Source organism: Streptomyces bathyalis (genome assembly GCF_015910445.1).
Taxonomy (GTDB): Bacteria; Actinomycetota; Actinomycetes; order Streptomycetales; family Streptomycetaceae; genus Streptomyces; species Streptomyces bathyalis.
Genome location: NZ_CP048882.1, coordinates 4,470,706 through 4,488,185, shown reverse-complemented (window position 1 = coordinate 4,488,185; position 17,480 = coordinate 4,470,706). Strand labels below are relative to the sequence as shown.

General features: G+C 72.4%; 13 protein-coding genes. 3 read left to right on the top strand and 10 right to left on the bottom strand.

Annotated elements, in window-relative coordinates:
• Positions 1 to 253: 253 nt before the first annotated feature.
• The 10 genes from G4Z16_RS19570 to G4Z16_RS19525 form a co-directional block, all read right to left on the bottom strand.
• A complete protein-coding gene (locus G4Z16_RS19570) occupies positions 254 to 862 on the bottom strand; it encodes a TetR/AcrR family transcriptional regulator (protein WP_197352025.1) in 609 nt (202 codons plus the stop codon).
• Entirely contained in the window at positions 850 to 1,674 is an 825-nt protein-coding gene (locus G4Z16_RS19565; protein ID WP_197352024.1) for an enoyl-CoA hydratase family protein, read from the bottom strand. The genes G4Z16_RS19570 and G4Z16_RS19565 overlap by 13 nt, the downstream gene beginning before the upstream one ends.
• A 68-nt stretch (positions 1,675 to 1,742) precedes the next feature.
• On the bottom strand, positions 1,743 to 3,329 hold the full coding sequence (locus G4Z16_RS19560; protein WP_197352023.1) for a 4-coumarate--CoA ligase family protein: 1,587 nt from the start codon (positions 3,327 to 3,329) through the stop codon (positions 1,743 to 1,745).
• Between the two features lie 145 nt (positions 3,330 to 3,474).
• Positions 3,475 to 4,638 carry an acyl-CoA dehydrogenase family protein gene (locus G4Z16_RS19555; protein WP_197352022.1) on the bottom strand — a complete coding sequence of 388 codons (1,164 nt, stop codon included), beginning with the start codon at positions 4,636 to 4,638 and terminating at the stop codon, positions 3,475 to 3,477.
• Positions 4,635 to 6,854, bottom strand: coding sequence for an ATP-binding protein (locus G4Z16_RS19550; RefSeq protein WP_197352021.1), 2,220 nt, complete (start codon positions 6,852 to 6,854; stop codon positions 4,635 to 4,637). The genes G4Z16_RS19555 and G4Z16_RS19550 overlap by 4 nt, the downstream gene beginning before the upstream one ends.
• 88 nt (positions 6,855 to 6,942) lie before the next feature.
• Positions 6,943 to 8,544: an acyl-CoA carboxylase subunit beta gene (locus G4Z16_RS19545; RefSeq protein WP_197352020.1), complete on the bottom strand. Its 1,602-nt coding sequence runs from the start codon at positions 8,542 to 8,544 to the stop codon at positions 6,943 to 6,945.
• Positions 8,541 to 10,226: an acyclic terpene utilization AtuA family protein gene (locus G4Z16_RS19540; protein ID WP_197354762.1), complete on the bottom strand. Its 1,686-nt coding sequence runs from the start codon at positions 10,224 to 10,226 to the stop codon at positions 8,541 to 8,543. The genes G4Z16_RS19545 and G4Z16_RS19540 overlap by 4 nt, the downstream gene beginning before the upstream one ends.
• Before the next feature lie 65 nt (positions 10,227 to 10,291).
• Positions 10,292 to 11,098 carry a TIGR03084 family metal-binding protein gene (locus tag G4Z16_RS19535; RefSeq protein ID WP_197352019.1) on the bottom strand — a complete coding sequence of 269 codons (807 nt, stop codon included), beginning with the start codon at positions 11,096 to 11,098 and terminating at the stop codon, positions 10,292 to 10,294.
• A 97-nt stretch (positions 11,099 to 11,195) separates the two neighbouring features.
• Complete coding sequence (locus G4Z16_RS19530) at positions 11,196 to 14,102, bottom strand: FAD-binding and (Fe-S)-binding domain-containing protein (protein WP_246531326.1); 2,907 nt, start codon at positions 14,100 to 14,102, stop codon at positions 11,196 to 11,198.
• 170 nt (positions 14,103 to 14,272) lie between these two features.
• Positions 14,273 to 15,019, bottom strand: coding sequence for a DUF1990 family protein (locus G4Z16_RS19525; protein WP_246530951.1), 747 nt, complete (start codon positions 15,017 to 15,019; stop codon positions 14,273 to 14,275).
• 75 nt (positions 15,020 to 15,094) lie between these two features.
• Between G4Z16_RS19525 and G4Z16_RS19520 the strand changes: the two genes are divergently transcribed.
• From G4Z16_RS19520 to serC, 3 genes are all read left to right on the top strand, one after another.
• The gene (locus G4Z16_RS19520; protein WP_197352016.1) at positions 15,095 to 15,310 is read left to right on the top strand and encodes a hypothetical protein; all 216 of its coding nucleotides are present in this window, start codon (positions 15,095 to 15,097) and stop codon (positions 15,308 to 15,310) included.
• Between the two features lie 19 nt (positions 15,311 to 15,329).
• On the top strand, positions 15,330 to 16,037 hold the full coding sequence (locus G4Z16_RS19515; protein ID WP_246530950.1) for a DUF1990 family protein: 708 nt from the start codon (positions 15,330 to 15,332) through the stop codon (positions 16,035 to 16,037).
• A 279-nt stretch (positions 16,038 to 16,316) separates the two neighbouring features.
• Entirely contained in the window at positions 16,317 to 17,435 is a 1,119-nt protein-coding gene (gene serC / locus G4Z16_RS19510; RefSeq protein ID WP_197352015.1) for a phosphoserine transaminase, read from the top strand.
• Positions 17,436 to 17,480 lie beyond the last annotated feature (45 nt).

Here is a 17,480-nt window from a genome sequence, read left to right as displayed (position 1 = left end):
CAGAAGACGGCGACCCGTCGGGCTCCGGTGAACCTCTAGGTGCGTTCATGGTCCTGAACGCATGCCAGATCCATGAATCGTGCGTCACCATAGAAGTGGCCTCGTAGGCCGTCAATACCGCGCACAGGCGCATATCAGCGACGACGCCAAGTGCCGTGAACGCAAAGCACCCTTGCGGTCCCCATCCACATCGGTGAATGCGAACCGCAAGGGCGCGAAGGAGGGCCGGTGGGCCGCGGGGCCCCTGCGGGCGCTACCGCGCCAGCGCGTCCCTGACGATCAACTCCCACTGCGCGACGACTCGTTCACGGCGCGCGCTGTCGTCCGTCAGCAGATTGGCGAGCCCCAGGCCACGCGCCATGTCGAGCAGGCCCTGCACGGTCTCGCGCACGCCGGGCACGGACTCGTCGGCACCGAGTACCTCGACCGCCATGCGGTGCGTCTCCCGGCCGATCCGCGCTTCCAACGCGGTGACGCGGGGCTCGAGTTGGGGTTCGTTCGACGCCGCCACCCACAGCTGCAGCGCGGCCCGGAAGAGCGGGCCGGTGTAGAGGGCGACGAGCATCTCCACGGCCGACCGCGTACCGGCGGGCTCACCGTCACCGCCCACCGGCGACCGCAGCGCCTTGGAACGCTCCTCGGCGACATACTCGACGGCCGCGGTGAACAGGTCCTCGCGGGTGGGGAAGTGGTGCTGGGCCGCTCCCCTCGATACGCCGGCGTGCTCGGCGACGACCGTGACGGTGCTGCCCGTCCAGCCGTGCTCCGCGAGGCAGGTGACGGCCGACTCCAGCAGCCGCTGCCGCGTCGCGCGGCTGCGGTCCTGCTTCGGTGCGGCACCGCGGGTGTTCAATCCACCCATGCGGGCTCCCGTCGTTCGAGGAAGGCGGTCATGCCCTCGCGGGCCTCGTCGGAGGCGAACAGCCGCGCGGACAGCTCCGCGAGGCTATCGGTGTCCCGGTCGAAGGCGCGCAGCACCTCCGCCGTGACCAGCCGCTTCGACTCCGCGAGGCCCTGCGGCGAGCCCTTCCGCAGGCCGTCGAGCAGTGGTTCCAGCGCGGCATCCACGCCGCCGGCGCCGTCCGCGCCGCCCTCGCCGTCGTCCCCGGCCTCGGCACTCCCTTCGGCAGCCGCCAGCGTCACCAGCCCGATGCGGGCCGCCTCCGCAGCGCCGAAACGCTCGCCGGTCAGGTAGTAGCGGGCGGCGGCACGGGCGTCGAGGCGCGGCAGCAGCGGCATCGAGATCACCGCCGGGGCCACCCCGATGCGCGCCTCCGTGAAGGCGAAGGTCGAAGCGGGCCCGGCCACCGAGATGTCGCACGCGCCCAGCAGCCCCGTACCGCCGGCCCGCACATGCCCGTCGACACGGGCGACGACGGGCTTGGGCAGCTCCACGATCGTGCGCAGCAGCGCCGCGAGATCACCCGGACTGCCGCTGCCCTCCCGCAGGTCGGCACCCGCACAGAAGGTGCCGCCTGTGTGGGTCAGCAGCACCGCGCGCACCCGCGGATCGTCCGCGGCCCGCTCCAGACCCCCGTAGAGCTCGGAGACGAGGCCCTTGGAGAGAGCGTTGCGGTTGTGCGGCGAGTCGAGAGTGAGGGTCGTGATGCCGCGCTCGTGTGCGCTGCGCACCAACTGCCCTTCGGGCTTTGCCTCTTCGGCGCTTCCGGTCACTTCTGGCTCGTCCTTCCGCTCTCGTCCGCTCGTTCCTCGCCGCCGGTGGTTCCGGCGGGGTGTCCTGCCTACGCCTTCCCGGCCTCCGCCGCGCGCAGTTCGCGCCGGAGGATCTTGCCGCTGACCGCGCGCGGCACGCCCGGTGTGAACTCCAGCCGCCGCACCTTCTTGTACGGGGAGACGCGCTCGGCCACGTACGCCAGCACGTCCTCCTCGGTCAGCCGCGCACCCGACTCGTCCGGCTGCCGGACGACGTAGGCCTTCGGCACCTCGTTGCCGTCCTCGTCGTTCACGCCGATGACCGCGGCGTCCGCGATCGCGGGATGGGTGAGGAGCACGGCCTCCAGCTCGGCCGGGGCCACCTGGTAGCCCTTGTACTTGATGAGCTCCTTGACGCGGTCGACGATGTACAGCCAGCCGTCGTCGTCGACGCGTCCGATGTCCCCGGTGCGCAGCCAACCGTCCGCGTCGATCATCGCGTCGGTCTCGCCCGTCCGGCCCAGGTAGCCCTTCATCACCTGCGGCCCCCGGAAGAGGAGTTCGCCCTCCTCGCCGGGGCCGGCGTCCCGGTCGGGGTCGTCCAGGGAGACCACGCGCATCTCGGTGGACGGCAGCAGCTTGCCGACCGCTCCGGGCGGCGCGGAGACGTTCCGCGGCACGACGTGCGTCCCCGGCGACAGCTCGGTCATCCCGTACGCCTGCTTGACCGCGGGGACGTTCAGGCGCTTCCCGCAGGCGCCGGCGAGCCCGGCGTCCAGCGGTGCGGCCGCGCTGAGGACGAACTCCAGCGAGGACAGGTCGTACTTGTCCACGTCGGGATGCTTGGCAAGGGCGAGCACTATCGGCGGGGCGACGTAGAGGACGTTCACCCGGTGCGTCTCGATCGCCGCGAGGAACTGGCCGAGCTCGAAGCGCGGCAGCACGACGACGGTTGCGCCCTGCCGCAACGGTGCGTTGAGCAGCGCGGTGAGTCCGTAGATGTGGAAGAAGGGCAGCACCGCCAGCAGCCTGTCCTCGGGACCCGCCGGCATCAGCGGATTGAGCTGGGCCAGGTTGGTGGCGATGTTGCGATGGGTGAGCATCACGCCCTTCGGCATGGACGTGGTGCCCGAGGAGTACGGCAGCGCGGCCAGGTCCTGCCCCGGGTCGATGGCCGGCTGCGGCTCCGGCGCGGTGCACTCGAGCATGTCGAGCACGCTGCGGTGCCCCTCCGCGCGGTCGCAGACGAAGATCTCCTCCACGCCGCCGGCCCACTCCGCGGCCTGCCGTGCCGTCTCCAGCAGCGGCGAGACGGTCACGATCCAGCGCGCGACCGAGTCCCGCAACTGCCGGGCCAGCTCCTTCGCGGTCGCCAGCGGATGGACGGTGCTCACCGCGGCGCCCGCACGGGTCGCGCCGTAGAAGACGGCGGGGAAGGCGAGCGTGTTGGGAGAGTGCAGGGCGAGCACATCTCCCTTGCGCAGCCCGGCCTCGGCCAGCGCCGCGGCGATGCGGCGGGTGAAGGTGTCGAGCTGCGCGTAGGTCAGCGTGGAGCCGTCGACGCCGTCGATCAGCGCGACATGGCCGGCGTGTTCGCCGGCGGAGCGGCCCAGCACGGCGTCGTGGATGGGCTCGTCGGCGACGGGGATGTCGGCGTACTCGCTGCGGAAAATCATGCGGTCCTCCCGGGCGGCGTGGTCTCGAGCGGTGCGGCGCGGTCCGTGCCGTACGGTGCGGCGCCCGCGAAATGACCGGAGTGCCCCACAGTCTCCTGCCTTCCGTCCCTCCTCAGAAGACCCCGGGACACTCCCCCGCGCCCGCTCAGTACGACTTGGGCAGGCCGAGCGTCTGGTGGGAGACGAAGTTGAGCACCATCTCCCGGCTGACCGGCGCGATACGTCCGACCCGCGCCGCCGTGATCAAGGAGGCGATGCCGTACTCGCGGGTGAGCCCGTTGCCGCCCAGGGTGTGCACGGCCTGGTCGACGGCCTTCACGCACGCCTCACCGGCCGCGTACTTGGCCATGTTGGCCGCTTCGCCCGCGCCCATGTCGTCACCGGCGTCGTAGAGCGCGGCCGCCTTGGTCATCATCAGCCGGGCGAGTTCCAGCTCGATGTGGGCCTGTGCGAGCGGGTGGGCGATGGCCTGGTGGCTGCCGATGGGCTCCTTCCACACCTGACGCGTACGGGCGTAGTCCAGCGCGCGGTCGATGGCGTGGCGGCCCATGCCGATGCCGAAGGCGGCGGTCATGATGCGCTCGGGGTTGAGACCGGCGAAGAGCTGGAGGAGTCCGGCGTCCTCGTCTCCGACCAGCGCGTCCGCAGGCAGGCGCACGTCGTCCAGCACGAGCTCGAACTGCTTCTCCGGCGCGGCCAGTTCCATCTCGATGGGGCTCCGCGTGAAGCCGGGCGCGTCGCGCGGGACGATGAACAGGCAGGGCTTGAGCTTGCCGGTGCGGGCGTCCTCGGTGCGGCCGACGATGAGCGTGGCGTCGGCGATGTCGACGCCGGAGATGAAGACCTTGCGGCCGCTGAGCAGCCAGTCGTCACCGTCCCGGCGTGCGGTCGTGGTGATGCGGTGGGAGTTGGAACCCGCGTCGGGTTCGGTGATGCCGAAGGCCATCTTGCGGCTGCCGTCGGCCAGTCCGGGCAGCCACTCGCGCTTCTGCTCCTCGGTGCCGAAGCGTGCGATGACCGTGCCGCAGATCGCGGGCGAGACCACCAGCATCAGCAGCGGGCAGCCTGCCGCACCCAACTCCTCCAGGACGATGGCCAGTTCGGTGATGCCGCAGCCTCCGCCGCCGTACTCCTCGGGGAGGTTGACGCCGAGGTAGCCGAGCGAGGCCGCCTCGGCCCACAGCTCGTCCGTGTGCTTGCCGTCGGCCACGACGCCCGTGAAGTACTCGCGTCCGAATCGCTTGCCGAGGGCCGCTACGGCCGCTCGCAGGTCACGCTGTTCCTCGGTCTCCAGCAGCGCATTGGTCATGACGGCTCCTTCGTGGCGGGCGGGACGGATGCGGAAGCGGGCTGTGCGGACTGTGCGGGCTCCGGCGGTGCGGGCTGTGCACGTTCCGGGGAGGACGGCCGCGCGGACCCGGCGCCCGTGGGCTCCGCGGCCTGCGGCTGCGTCCCGTCCGCGTCCTCGGCGACGACGGCGAGCAGTTCGCCGACCTCCACCTGGCGGCCGGGTTCGGCGTGCAGCGCGGTGAGGATTCCGGAGGCTGGGGCGACGACCTTGTGCTCCATCTTCATCGCCTCCAGCCACAGCAGCGGCTCACCCGCCTTGACGGTGGCTCCGACGGCCAGCCCGGGCACGACGCGTGCGACGGCGCCCGGCATGGGCGCCAGCAGCGAACCGGGCTCGTTCGCCGTGCCGGGCTCGCGCAGCCGGGGCAGGGCCGTGAAGGCGTGGGAACCCTGGGGGTACCACCCGGGCCGCACGGCCCCGGGGGAGGACGGCGGTGCGTCGACGTACACGTGCGAGCCGTCGTCCCCGTAGCGGGCCACCTCGAAGTCCCGGCGCACGCCGTCCACTTCGAGACGGACGCGGTCCGGGGCCGACTCCAGCAGGCGTACCTCCGCGCCGAGGAACTCGTCGTCCTCCAGCCTCAGTCCGTCCCGTGTGATGCGGTAGCGGACCTCGGTCTCCTCCTGGGAGGGCTCCGCACGGAACGTCTTCGACTGGGGGTGTGCGGGCACGTTGCGCCAGCCGCCGAGCCGCGCCGACACGGTGTCGCCGGCCGCTCTCACGCGTTCGGCGTCGGCCAGCGCGGCGGCGAGAGCGGCCAGCCGGCGGTGCGACTCCGTCTCGCCGGGCTCCTGGGGCGAGTTGAGGCCCTCCAGGTTCCGGTCGTAGAAGCCGGTGTCCAAGCGTGGCCGGTTGGGGGTACCTCCCACGACGGAGTCCGTGGGGGAGAAGTCGGGGTGGCGCAGGGACCGTACGAGCAGGTCGCGGTTCGTCACCGGTCCGTGCACGCGCGCGCGTTCCAGCGCGGAGGCCAGCTTGCGTACGGCCTCGCGGCGCGTCGGTGCCCAGGCGATGACCTTGGCCAGCATGGGGTCGTAGTGCACGCCGATGACGTCGCCGTCCGCGATCCCGCTGTCCAGACGCACGCCGTTGCCCTCGTGCGCGGCAGGTACGTCCAGGCGGTGCAGCGTGCCCGTCTGCGGCTGCCAGTCGCGTGCCGGGTCCTCCGCGTAGAGGCGGGCCTCGACGGCATGTCCGCGGGCGGCAGGCGGACCCTGCGGGTCCAGCGGCTCGCCCTCGGCAACGCGGATCTGCAGCGCGACGAGGTCCACACCGTGCACGCACTCGGTGACGGGGTGCTCGACCTGGAGCCTGGTGTTCATCTCCAGGAAGCAGGCGCGGGCGCCCGCCCCGTCGCCGTCGCCCGGGACCAGGAACTCCACGGTGCCGGCGCCGCGGTAGTCCACCGCACGTGCCGCGTCCGCGGCCGACTCGTGCAGCACGTCGCGCAGTTCGTCGCTCAGTCCCGGGGCGGGCGCCTCCTCGATGACCTTCTGGTACCGGCGCTGCAGCGAGCAGTCCCGGGTGCCCAGCACCCACACCGTCCCGTGCCCGTCGGCGAGGATCTGCACCTCCACGTGGCGTCCGCGCTCGACGTACGGCTCGACGAAGACCTCGCCGTCCCCGAACGCGGCGGCGGCCTCCGCCCCGGCGGCGGCGATCTCCCCTTGCAGCGCGGCGAGTTCACGCACGATGCGCATGCCCCGGCCGCCGCCGCCCGCCGCGGCCTTCACCAGCAGCGGCAGGTCGCGTTCGGTGGCCTCGCCGGGCGCCACGGGTTCCAGCAGAGGAACACCCGCCTCGCCCATCAGCTTCTTCGCGCGGGTCTTGGACGCCATCGCCTCGATCGCCTCCGGCGGCGGCCCGATCCACACCAGGCCCGCGTCGAGCACCGCTCGGGCGAAGCCGGCGTTCTCGGAGAGGAAGCCGTAGCCGGGGTGCACCGCGTCGGCCCCGGCCGCCAGGGCAGCCTCGACGATCAGGTCACCGCGCAGATACGTCTCCGCCGGAGCGTTGCCCGGGAGCCGCACCGCGGCGTCGGCCTCCCGTACGTGCGGCGCGCGTGCGTCGGCGTCCGAGTGGACGGCGACCGTGGCGATGCCGAGCTCCGCGCATGTGCGGAAGACGCGCCTGGCGATCTCGCCGCGGTTCGCGACCAGCACCGATGTGATCATTTTCCGCTCCACTCCGCCCATCGCAGCCTCGCCGTTTGGAGTACCAGTCGCAGTCGCGGTTGCACTTGCCGTCGCAGTCGTCACAGCGTCACATCCGGAAGACGCCGAAGCCGCCACGCGCGCCCTCCACGGGCGCGGTGTGGATGGCTGACAGACACAGGCCAAGGATCGTGCGGGTGTCGCGCGGATCGATCACGCCGTCGTCGTAGAGCCGTCCGGAGAGGAACATCGGCAGCGACTCCGCCTCGATCTGCTGCTCGACCATCGCCCGCAGCCCGGCGTCGGCCTCCTCGTCGAACGGCTTGCCCTTCGCCGCGGCCGACTCCCGCATGACGATCGACATCACGCCCGCGAGCTGCTGCGGACCCATGACCGCGGACTTGGCGCTCGGCCAGGCGAACAGGAACCGCGGGTCGTAGGCCCGTCCGCACATGCCGTAGTGGCCCGCGCCGTAGCTGGCGCCCATCAGCACCGACAGGTGCGGCACCTTGGAGTTGGAGACGGCGTTGATCATCATCGCGCCGTGCTTGATGATGCCGCCCTGCTCGTACTCCTTGCCGACCATGTAGCCGGTCGTGTTGTGCAGGAACAGCAGGGGGATGTCGCGCTGGTTGGCGAGCTGGATGAACTGCGTGGCCTTCTGCGACTCCTCGCTGAAGAGCACGCCGCGCGCGTTGGCGAGGATGCCGATCGGATAGCCGTGCAGCCGCGCCCAGCCTGTCACGAGGCTCGTGCCGTAGCGGGGCTTGAACTCGTCGAAGTCCGAGCCGTCCACGATCCGCGCGACCACCTCGCGCGGGTCGAAGGGCGTCTTCAGATCGCCCGGGACGACGCCGAGCAGTTCGTCCTCGTCGTACTTCGGAGGCACCGGGAGGGACGCCGGAGTGCCGTGCGCCTTGCGCCAGTTGAGGCGGGCGACGACGCGGCGGGCCTGCCGCAGTGCGTCCGGCTCGTCCAGCGCGAAGTAGTCACCGAGGCCGGAGACGCGGGTGTGCATGTCCGCGCCGCCCAGCTCCTCGTCGCCGGCCTCCTCGCCCGTCGCCATCTTCACCAGCGGAGGCCCGCCGAGGAACACCTTCGACTGCTCCTTGACCATGATCACGTGGTCGGACATGCCGGGGACGTACGCGCCTCCGGCGGTCGAGTTGCCGAAGACGACGGCCAGGGTGGGGATTCCGGCCTCGGAGAGCCGCGTGATGTCGCGGAAGAGCGCCCCGCCGGGGATGAAGATCTCCTTCTGGCTGGGCAGATCCGCACCGCCGGACTCGACGAGGCTGATGCAGGGAAGCCGGTTGGCGTAGGCGATCTCGTTCGCGCGCAGGGCCTTCTTCAGCGTCCACGGATTGCTGGCGCCGCCGCGTACGGTCGGATCGTTCGCCGTGATCAGGCACTCCACGCCCTCGACGACGCCGATGCCCGTCACCAGCGAGGCGCCGACCGCGTAGTCGCTGCCCCAGCCCGCGAGCGGCGACAGCTCCAGGAACGGCGTGTCCGGGTCGAGCAGCAGCTCGATGCGTTCACGGGCGAGCAACTTGCCGCGCTTGCGGTGGCGTTCGGTGTACTTCTCACCGCCTCCGGCGACCGACTTGGCCAGCTCCGCGTCGAGTTCGGCGATCCGCTCCAGCATCTGCCGCCGGTGTCCGGCGTATTCGGCGCCCGATACATCCAGCGCCGAGTTCAGCACACTCACGGGACCAGTCCTTCCGGGATGTCCGTCTGCCGCGAACGCAGCCACTCGCCAAGGGCCTTGGCCTGGGGGTCGAAGCGCGCCTGCGAGGCGACACCCTCGCCGAGCAGCCCCTCGACGACGAAGTTGAGGGCACGCAGGTTCGGCAGGACGTGCCGGGTGACCGGCAGACCCCGCACCTCGGGCAGCAGCCGGCGCAGTTCGTCCACGGTCAGCGCGTGCGCCAGCCACCGCCACGCGTCCTCCCCGAGGTCCCCGCGCACCCACACGCCCACGTTCGCGCTGCCGCCCTTGTCGCCGCTGCGGGCTCCCGCGACCACGCCCAGCGGCGCCCTGCGCAAGGGCCTTCCGCTTGCGGGCAGCGGCTCGGGCAGTGCGGGCTCCGGGACGGGGGCGAGCTGCTGCGTCTTCTGCGGGGGCGGGATCTCCACGCGGGACGCGTCGGGCAGCACGGCGACGTGCGGCACCTGCCCCGCGTCCTCCCAGGCGACCTCGAACACGCCGTACGGGGAGGCCTTTCCGGGCGGCGCCGTCACGTGGAAGCCGGGGAAGCTGGCCAGCGCCAGTTCGATGGCGGCGCCGCTCACCACGCGGCCCACGGTCTCCTCCGAAGGGTCGCGGACGGCCAGCCGCAGCATGGCGCTGGCCTCTTCCTGCACTGGCGCGTCCGGGGTGTCGGTTCGGGCGAGACTCCAGGTCACCTCGGCGGGACGCTGTCCGGCGTCCAGCTCCGCCTCCATCTGCCGCCGCACCAGCGCGGCCTTGGCCTCGATGTCGAGGCCGGTCAGTACGAACGTCACCTCGTTGCGCCAGCCGCCGACCCTGGTCAGGCCGACCTTGAGCTGCTGCGGGGGCGCCTCGCCACGCACGCCGTCGATCCGTACGCGGTCCGGGCCCTCCTGCGCCAGCCGCACCGAGTCCAGCCGCGCGGTCACGTCCGGTCCGGCGTAGCGTGCGCCCGCCGTCTCGTACAGGAGCTGCGCCGTGACGGTGCCGGGTGTGACCGCGCCGCCGGTGCCGGGGTGCTTGGTGATGACGGCGCTTCCGTCCCGCGCGACCTCGGCGACGGGGAAGCCGGGCCGGGTCACGTCGATGTTCTCCTGCGCGAAGAACGCGTAGTTGCCGCCGGTGGCCTGCGCGCCGCACTCCAGTACGTGGCCCGCGATCACGGCTCCGGCGAGCGCGTCCCAGTCGTCGGCCGCCCAGCCGAAGTGTGCGGCCGACGCTCCGCTGACGAGCGCGGCGTCCGTCACCCGGCCGGTCACGACGACGTCGGCGCCACGGCGCAGACACTCGGCGATGCCGCCTCCGCCCAGATAGGCGTTGGCCGTCAGAACGCCCTCGCCCCAGCCGGCCTTGCCCTGACTCCGGCCCCCGGAAGGACCCCGTGCCAGTACGTCGTCGCCCTCGACGTGCGCGACGGCTGCCGGCACGCCGACCCGCTCGCTCAACTCCCGTACGGCGTCGGCCAGTCCGGCGGGGTTGAGTCCGCCGGCGTTGACGACGATCCGCACGCCGCGGTCCTTCGCGAGCCCGAGCCCCGTCTCCAGCTGCCGCAGGAACGTCTTCGCGTACCCCCGCGAGGGGTCCTTCAGCCGGTCGCGGCCGAGGATCAGCATCGTCAGCTCGGCGAGGTAGTCCCCCGTCAGCACGTCGAGTTCGCCGCCGGTGAGCATCTCCTCCATGGCGCGGAAACGGTCGCCGTAGAAGCCGGAGCAGTTGCCGACGCGCAGCACGTCCGCCGCCCCGCTCACCGCCGCTCCCCCTGCCGTGCGCGGCCCTCTCCGGGCGGGCCCGCGAAGGCCTGCGCGATCTCCAGCCACCGCTGCGCGTCGGCTCCTTCGGCCCGTACGCGGGCGTCGTCACGGTGGATCCGCTGCGTCACCAGCCGGCAGAAGTCCACGGCGTCGCCGGTCACGCGCTGCGCCGCGTCCTCGGGGCCGTGCGCCCACAACTCGCCGCCGGGACCCTCCAGTTCGACGCGGAAGGGTTCGGACGGCGGCTCGAGTCCACGCACCGCGTGGGCGAAGTCCCGTGCGCGCACGCCGATCCGGACGACGTGACGCAGCCGCGCGGTCGGTTCGCGGGGCACCCCGAGCGCCTCGGCGACGTCCTCGCCGTGAGCCCACGTCTCCATGATCCGTGCGGTCGCCATGCTCGCGACGCTCATCGGCGGCCCGTACCAGGCGATGCGGCGGCCCTGGGGCATCTCGCCCAGGACACGCAGCAGTTCGTCACGCCCGGCACGCCATCGCTTCAGCAGCTCCTCCGGCGGCTGTGCGGCGCCGGCCTCCGCGCCCTCGTCGACGAAGGTTTCCGGCGAGGCGATCGCGGCCTGCTGGGCGTCGCGGAAGGCCGGTTCGTCGGTGGCGGCCAGCAGCGACTGCTCGTCGGTCCAGGCAAGGTGGGCGATCTGGTGCGCGACCGTCCAGCGGGGCGCGGGCGTCGGCAGGGCCCACGCCTTCGCCCCGAGCCCCGCAACCAGCCCTTCCAGCGCCTGACCTTCGTCCCGCAGGTCCGCGAGGACGGCCCCCGTCACGTTCCCGGCGTCGTCCATCGCGCGCCCCGCCCCTTTCCGCCGGCCGTGCCGTCACACCTCGTGCGGCACCCCTTGAGCGTGACAGCGCGGCGAAAAACAAGCAAGCATGCTTGCATTACTTCTTGGGCGGTTCGCCCTCCCGCCTCCGGGCCTCGTCCAGCCCTTCGGCGAGCACCTCGGCCAGATGCCGGCTGCTGTGCCCGCCCAGCTGCTCGAGCTGCGTACGGCACGAGTAGCCGTCGGCCAGCAGCTCGGCCCCGGGCCCGGCCTTGCGTACGGCGGGCAGCAGCTGGTCCTCGGCGCACGCGGCCGACACCTCGTAGTGCCCCTTCTCGAAGCCGAAGTTGCCCGCGAGACCGCAGCAGCCCTTGCTCAACTCGCCCGTCAGCCCGGCACGTTCACGCAACCGCCGGTCCTCGGCGTCGCCGATGACGGCGTGCTGGTGGCAGTGGGTCTGGCCGGCGACGGGGCGGTCGATGCGCGGCGGCTCCCAGTCCGGCGCGTACTCCTCCAGGGTCTGCGCGAAGGTGCGTACGGAGCGGGCCAGCCGGTGCGCACGCGGGTCGTCGCCCAGCAGTTCGGGCACGTCGGTGCGCAGCGCGGCTGCGCACGGCGGCTCCAGGACGGTGACCGGCATCCCGGCGTCCAGGACGGGTTCGATGCGGTCCAGGGTGCGGCGCATGACGGCGCGGGCCTGGCCGAGCTGGCCCGTCGAGACGTAGGTGAGCCCGCAGCAGACCTGCTTGTCCGGCACGCTCACCCGCAGCCCGGCGTCCTCCAGCACCCGCACGGCGGCCGAACCGGCTTCCGGGGAGAGGTAGTTGGTGAAGGTGTCGGGCCACAGCACTGTCTGCGTACCGGTCCCGCCGCGCGCACCGGCTCCCTCCGGGGCGCCGCTCGCGCCGCCGCGTCCGCGCCTGCGCCACCACCGCGTGAAGGGCTCGCGGGGCAGCGCCGGGATGTCGCGTTCCGGTGCGATGCCGCCGAGCCGCTTCGCCAGGGCCGCCAACGGCCTCACGCGCGCAGCCGCGTTGAGCAGCGGCACCGTTCGGCTCGCCGCGGCGAGCCGCAGCCACTGCGGCAGCCGGCCCATCGAGTAGTGCGCCATCGGGCGGCGCCTGCCCTCGTAGTGGTGGTGCATGAACTCGGCCTTGTACGTGGCCATGTCGACGCCCACGGGGCAGTCGCTGCGGCAGCCCTTGCACGACAGGCACAGGTCGAGAGCCTCGCGCACCTCCTCCGACTGCCACCCGTCCGTGACGACTTCGCCCGCCAGCATCTCGTGCAGGAGCCTGGCGCGTCCGCGCGTGGAGTGCTGCTCCTCGCCGGTCGCGCGGAACGACGGGCACATCACGCCCGAACCGGCGTCCGTGTTGCGGCACTTCGCGACGCCGACGCACCGGCGTACGGCCGCCGAGAAGTCGCCCGCGTCGTGCGGGTAGCCGAACTCCACCGGCACCGGATCGCGCGGCAGCGGCTCGAACCGCAGGTTCTCGTCGATGCGCGCGGGCCGCACCAGCATGCCCGGGTTGAGCCCGCCCGCCGGGTCCCACAGGTCCTTGAAGCGCCCGAAGAGGCCGACCATCTCCTCCCCGTACATCCTCGGCAGCAGCTCGGCGCGCGCCTGCCCGTCGCCGTGCTCGCCGGAGAGGGAGCCTCCGTGCGCGACGACGGTGTCCGCCAGGTCCGCCGAGAAGTCGCGGAAGCGCCGGATGCCCGCGTCGCTCATCAGGTCGAAGTCGATGCGGACGTGGATGCAGCCGTCGCCGAAGTGCCCGTACGGCAGCCCGTGCAGGCCGTGCTGGCGCAGCAGCGCCCTGAAGTCCCGCAGATACGCGCCGAGTCGGGCCGGCGGTACCGCGCAGTCCTCCCAGCCGGGCCACGCCTCCCTGCTCACCTCGGGCCCGGATCCGCCGGACGAACTGCCGGGCAGGCGCGTCGCGGTGCCCGAGGCGTCCTCGCGGATGCGCCACAGCGCACGCTGCTCCGCCGCGGGCACGACGAGCCGGTGGTCGGTCGTTCCGTCCGCGGCGGCGGCGCGGCACAGCTCAGCGGCCCTGGCCCGCGCATGCGCCTCGTCGTCGCCGCCGACCTCGACGAACAACCACGCGCCGCCGCGCGGGAGTCCGGCCCTTGCCGCTTCCGAGACCAGGTCGTTGGCCATGCCCTCGACGGTGAGGGGGCCGTGCGGGAGCAGCCCGGCGGCCGCTTCCGCCGCCGCGCTCTCGTCCGCGTAGCCGAGCACGGCCAGCACACGCGCCCCCGGCGTCGGCACGAGGGCCACCGTCGCCCTGGTCAGCACTCCGAGCGTGCCCTCGCTGCCGGTGAAGACCCGCGCCCAGTCCTCGCCCTTCTCGGGCAGCAGCTCGTCCAGGGCGTAGCCCGAGATACGGCGCGGCAGTTCGGGGAAGCCGGTGCGCAGCAGCGACAACTCCCCGCCGATCAGGGCCCGTACGTCCTCGCGCAGCCGTTCCGGGACGCCGTCGCCGCCACGGGCGAGCCGCATCCGCTGCCCGCCGTATCCGGTGACCTCCAACTCCCGCACGTTGTCGGCGGTCGTGCCCCAGGCGACCGAGTGCGAGCCGCACGAGTTGTTGCCGATCATCCCGCCGAGGGTGCACCGGCTGTGCGTGGACGGGTCGGGGCCGAAGGTCAGGCCGTGCGGTGCCGCCGCGTCGCGCAGCCGGTCCAGGATCACTCCGGGCTGTACGAGCGCTGTGCGTGCCTCTGGGTCGATGGACTCGATGCGGTCCATGTGCCGCGTGAAGTCGAGCACCACTCCGGTTCCGGTCGCCTGCCCCGCGATGGACGTGCCGGCGCCCCGCGCCAGCACGGGCACGCCGCGCTCGCGGCAGACGGCGAGCACCGCCTCCACGTCGTCGCTGTCCCGGGGCGCGACCACGCCCAGCGGCACGCGCCTGTAGTTCGAGGCGTCCATGGTGAACAGCGAGCGTGTGCCCGTGTCGAACTCGACCTCGCCGCCCCGTACCGCTCCGCGCAGCGCCGCCTCGACGTCGCGCATCCGCTGCGCCTCCCGTGCCCGTCCGTCTGCCGCGGCCCGCGTCTGTGCATGTGCCTGTGCCTGTGCCATGGCTCAAGCGTGCACGGTGATCGTGCCCGAACGGCACCCTCCCCACGGACCGTCCCGGAGCGCGCCGCCCGCGACCCGCGCTCAGCCCCTGTCCGGCTCAGTCAGCGGCCGCCCGCGTCCCGGCACAGCTCGCCGGGGACGCCGCGGGTTTCGATGACGACGCCGCCCGAGGGGCGCCCGCCGGAGAAGGCCGCGGCGTTGAGGCAGAAGTGGACCCACATGTTGAACTGGATCTCCTTGGCGACCCGCAGCCGGCTGTAGAGCAGGTCCGCCAGCCGGTCCCCCGCACGCGACCACGCCTCGGTCTCGAATTCGAGCGCGCCGTCGACGGCCCGGACGCCGAACCGGATCTGACCCGCCTCCAGATGGCCCTGGAGCGTGCCCAGCGTGAAGGAGGTCGCGTCCCGGCCGATCACGCGTACCGGTCCGTCCCAGGGGCCGGGCATCTGAACGCGGTACTCGTCGCCGACGCGCAGCTCCCCTTCCCGGCCGCGGGTCTTGACGAAGACCGCGACCGTCCACGGGGCGGCCCTGTTCAGGTTCGCGGCAACGGTGGCGGCCAGCTCGCTCGCACTGGTGCGCGCGTCCACGATGCGCACCCGGAAGCGGCGGTGGAACATCGGGCCGACACCGTCGGACAGCGGCTTGGTCTGCTCGTCCACGGCCTCCTGCGGCAGCGGCGGCGGCAGATCACCGGCGTCGCCCCTGGTCTCGGTGCGGTGAAGCGCGGTGATGCGCCAGAAGTACTGCCAGGAGACGAGCAGGATCCCGACGGGGAGCCGCAGCAGGACTCCCGCCCGGCGCCCGGGAGTCACGCGTCGCGGAGAGGCCCGATCCGGTGCGGTCATGTCCTTCATGACAGCATATGAGTGGTTCGCCCACATCCGAGGTTCGTCTGCCGGCAGGCAGGACGGGAGGTCGTGATGGAGACCGGACGGTTGCTGCGGAAGGTCGGTCTGCGCAGCTGGCACCTGGAAGCAGCGGCCTGGGGCTCGATCGGCCTCTGCGTCGCACTGTGGTCGCGCGCCGCGAGTGTCGATCAGGACGAGCGGGGGAACGCGGAGCGCCGAGCGCTGTTCGTTTCCATGTGGGCTCCGACGCTGTGGCTGATGAGTCAGTCCCTGAGGGAGTTCGACTGACCTCGAAGGCCGGTCCCGAATGATCCGTGAGCGACGCCTTCGCGGCGACCGTGCCCTCGCAGCACTCCGGGCCCTCGGCGGACTGGACGTCAACTATCGCCGCCCGCGAACCGTCGGCCCGGGTCCCGCTCCGGGCACGGGCTGGTTCGTCGACTCGCTCGTGCGCTCGCTCCCCGCCGAGGCCCCCGGCGCTCCGGCCCCCGGCGGTACGTGGGAGACCGCGTGCCGCCTGGTGCGTGACTACCGCTTCGCCGAGCCCCGCATCCTGCGTGCCCTCTTCCGCGCCGACGACCCGCTGCCGGGCCGCGACATGCTGCTGGAGGGACGCTTCTGCGGGCTGCGCTTCGACATGGGCGTGCGCGTCACCTCCGTCACCGACGAGACGCTGGGCGCGGGCAGGACGGCCCGCCGGGTGTGGGGGTGGGGCTACCAGACGCTCCAGGGACACCTCGAACAGGGCGAGCTGCGCTACGAGGTCGTCAAGTACCTGCACACGGGCGAGGTTTCCTTCGTCATCGCCGGATACTCGCGGCGGGCACCCATCCGCAATCCGGTCGTCCGTCTCGGCTTCGCCCTGTTCGGCCGCCGCACCCAGCGCCGCTTCTACCGCCTGAGCGCGGGACGGCTGCACCGGCTGGTCCGGGAGGAGCTGAGCGGCGCCCCCTCCCCGGCCGTCGAGCACCACCCCTCCGACGACCGCGTCGTGATCGCTCCCGGCCCGCCGTGAGCGAGGCGCGGGCCGCGCGGCCGAACGGTGCGCAACATCTCGCGCAGACGTTGCCCTGTACCACGATTGAACGCGGCGTGAACGGAGACTCGTACCGCACATCCCGCAGCGCTGCGTGATGAAGGTGGCGACGGTTGAGACCCACAGCTCCGTCACCGGCCCCCTCCACGGGGGTACATGCCCTCCGTGGAGGGGGCTTCCGCACAATTCCCGGCCCCGTGCGTCTCACCCGGTGGACCTCCTGCCGTTCCGTGTGGAGGGACGCACTACCCTTCACGTGTGGCTGATCTCCAGATTCCCGCAGACATCAAGCCCGCCGACGGTCGATTCGGCTCGGGCCCGTCCAAGGTGCGTACGGAGGCGCTGAGCGCGCTCGCTGCCACCGGCACGTCGCTTCTCGGAACCTCACACCGCCAGGCGCCGGTCAAGAACCTGGTCGGCAGGGTGCGTGAGGGCGTCAAGGAGCTGTTCCAGCTGCCGGAGGACTACGAGGTGGTCCTCGGCAACGGCGGTACGACCGCCTTCTGGGACATCGCGACGCACGGCCTGATCGACTCCAGGTCGCAGCACCTCTCCTTCGGTGAGTTCTCCAGCAAGTTCGCCAAGGCCTCCAAGCAGGCGCCGTGGCTGGGTGAGCCCACGGTGATCGAGTCGGAGCCCGGCACCCACCCCGCCGCCCGGGCCGAGGCCGGCACCGACGTCTACGCCTTCACCCACAACGAGACCTCGACGGGCGTGGCGATGCCGATCGCCCGCGTGGCCGGTGCCGACGAGGGCTCGCTGGTGCTCGTCGACGCGACCTCCGGCGCGGGCGGGCTCCCGGTCGACGTGCGCGAGAGCGACGTCTACTACTTCGCCCCGCAGAAGTCCTTCGCCTCCGACGGCGGCCTGTGGATCGGTGTCTTCTCGCCGGCGGCCATCGAGCGCGCCGAGCGCATCGCCGCGTCCGACCGGCACATCCCCGCGTTCCTCGACCTGAAGACCGCGATCGACAACTCGCGCAAGAACCAGACGTACAACACCCCCGGCGTCACCACGCTCTTCCTGCTGAACGACCAGCTGGAGTGGATCAACGGCCAGGGCGGTCTGGACTGGGCGGTGCGCCGCACGGCCACGTCCTCGCGGACGCTCTACGGGTGGGCCGAGGACGCCAAGTTCGCCTCGCCCTTCGTCTCGGACCCGGCGCAGCGTTCGCAGGTCGTCGGCACGATCGACTTCAACGAGGACGTCGATGCCGCCGCGGTGGCGAAGGTGCTGCGCGCCAACGGTGTGGTCGACACCGAGCCCTACCGGAAGCTGGGGCGCAACCAGCTGCGCGTCGCGATGTTCCCCGCGGTCGAGCCCTCGGACGTCGAGGCGCTCACGCGCTGCGTGGACTACGTGATCGAGAACCTCTAGCGGGCAGGCCGCTGGCTGGCTCTGACGCGGGACGGGCCCGGATGC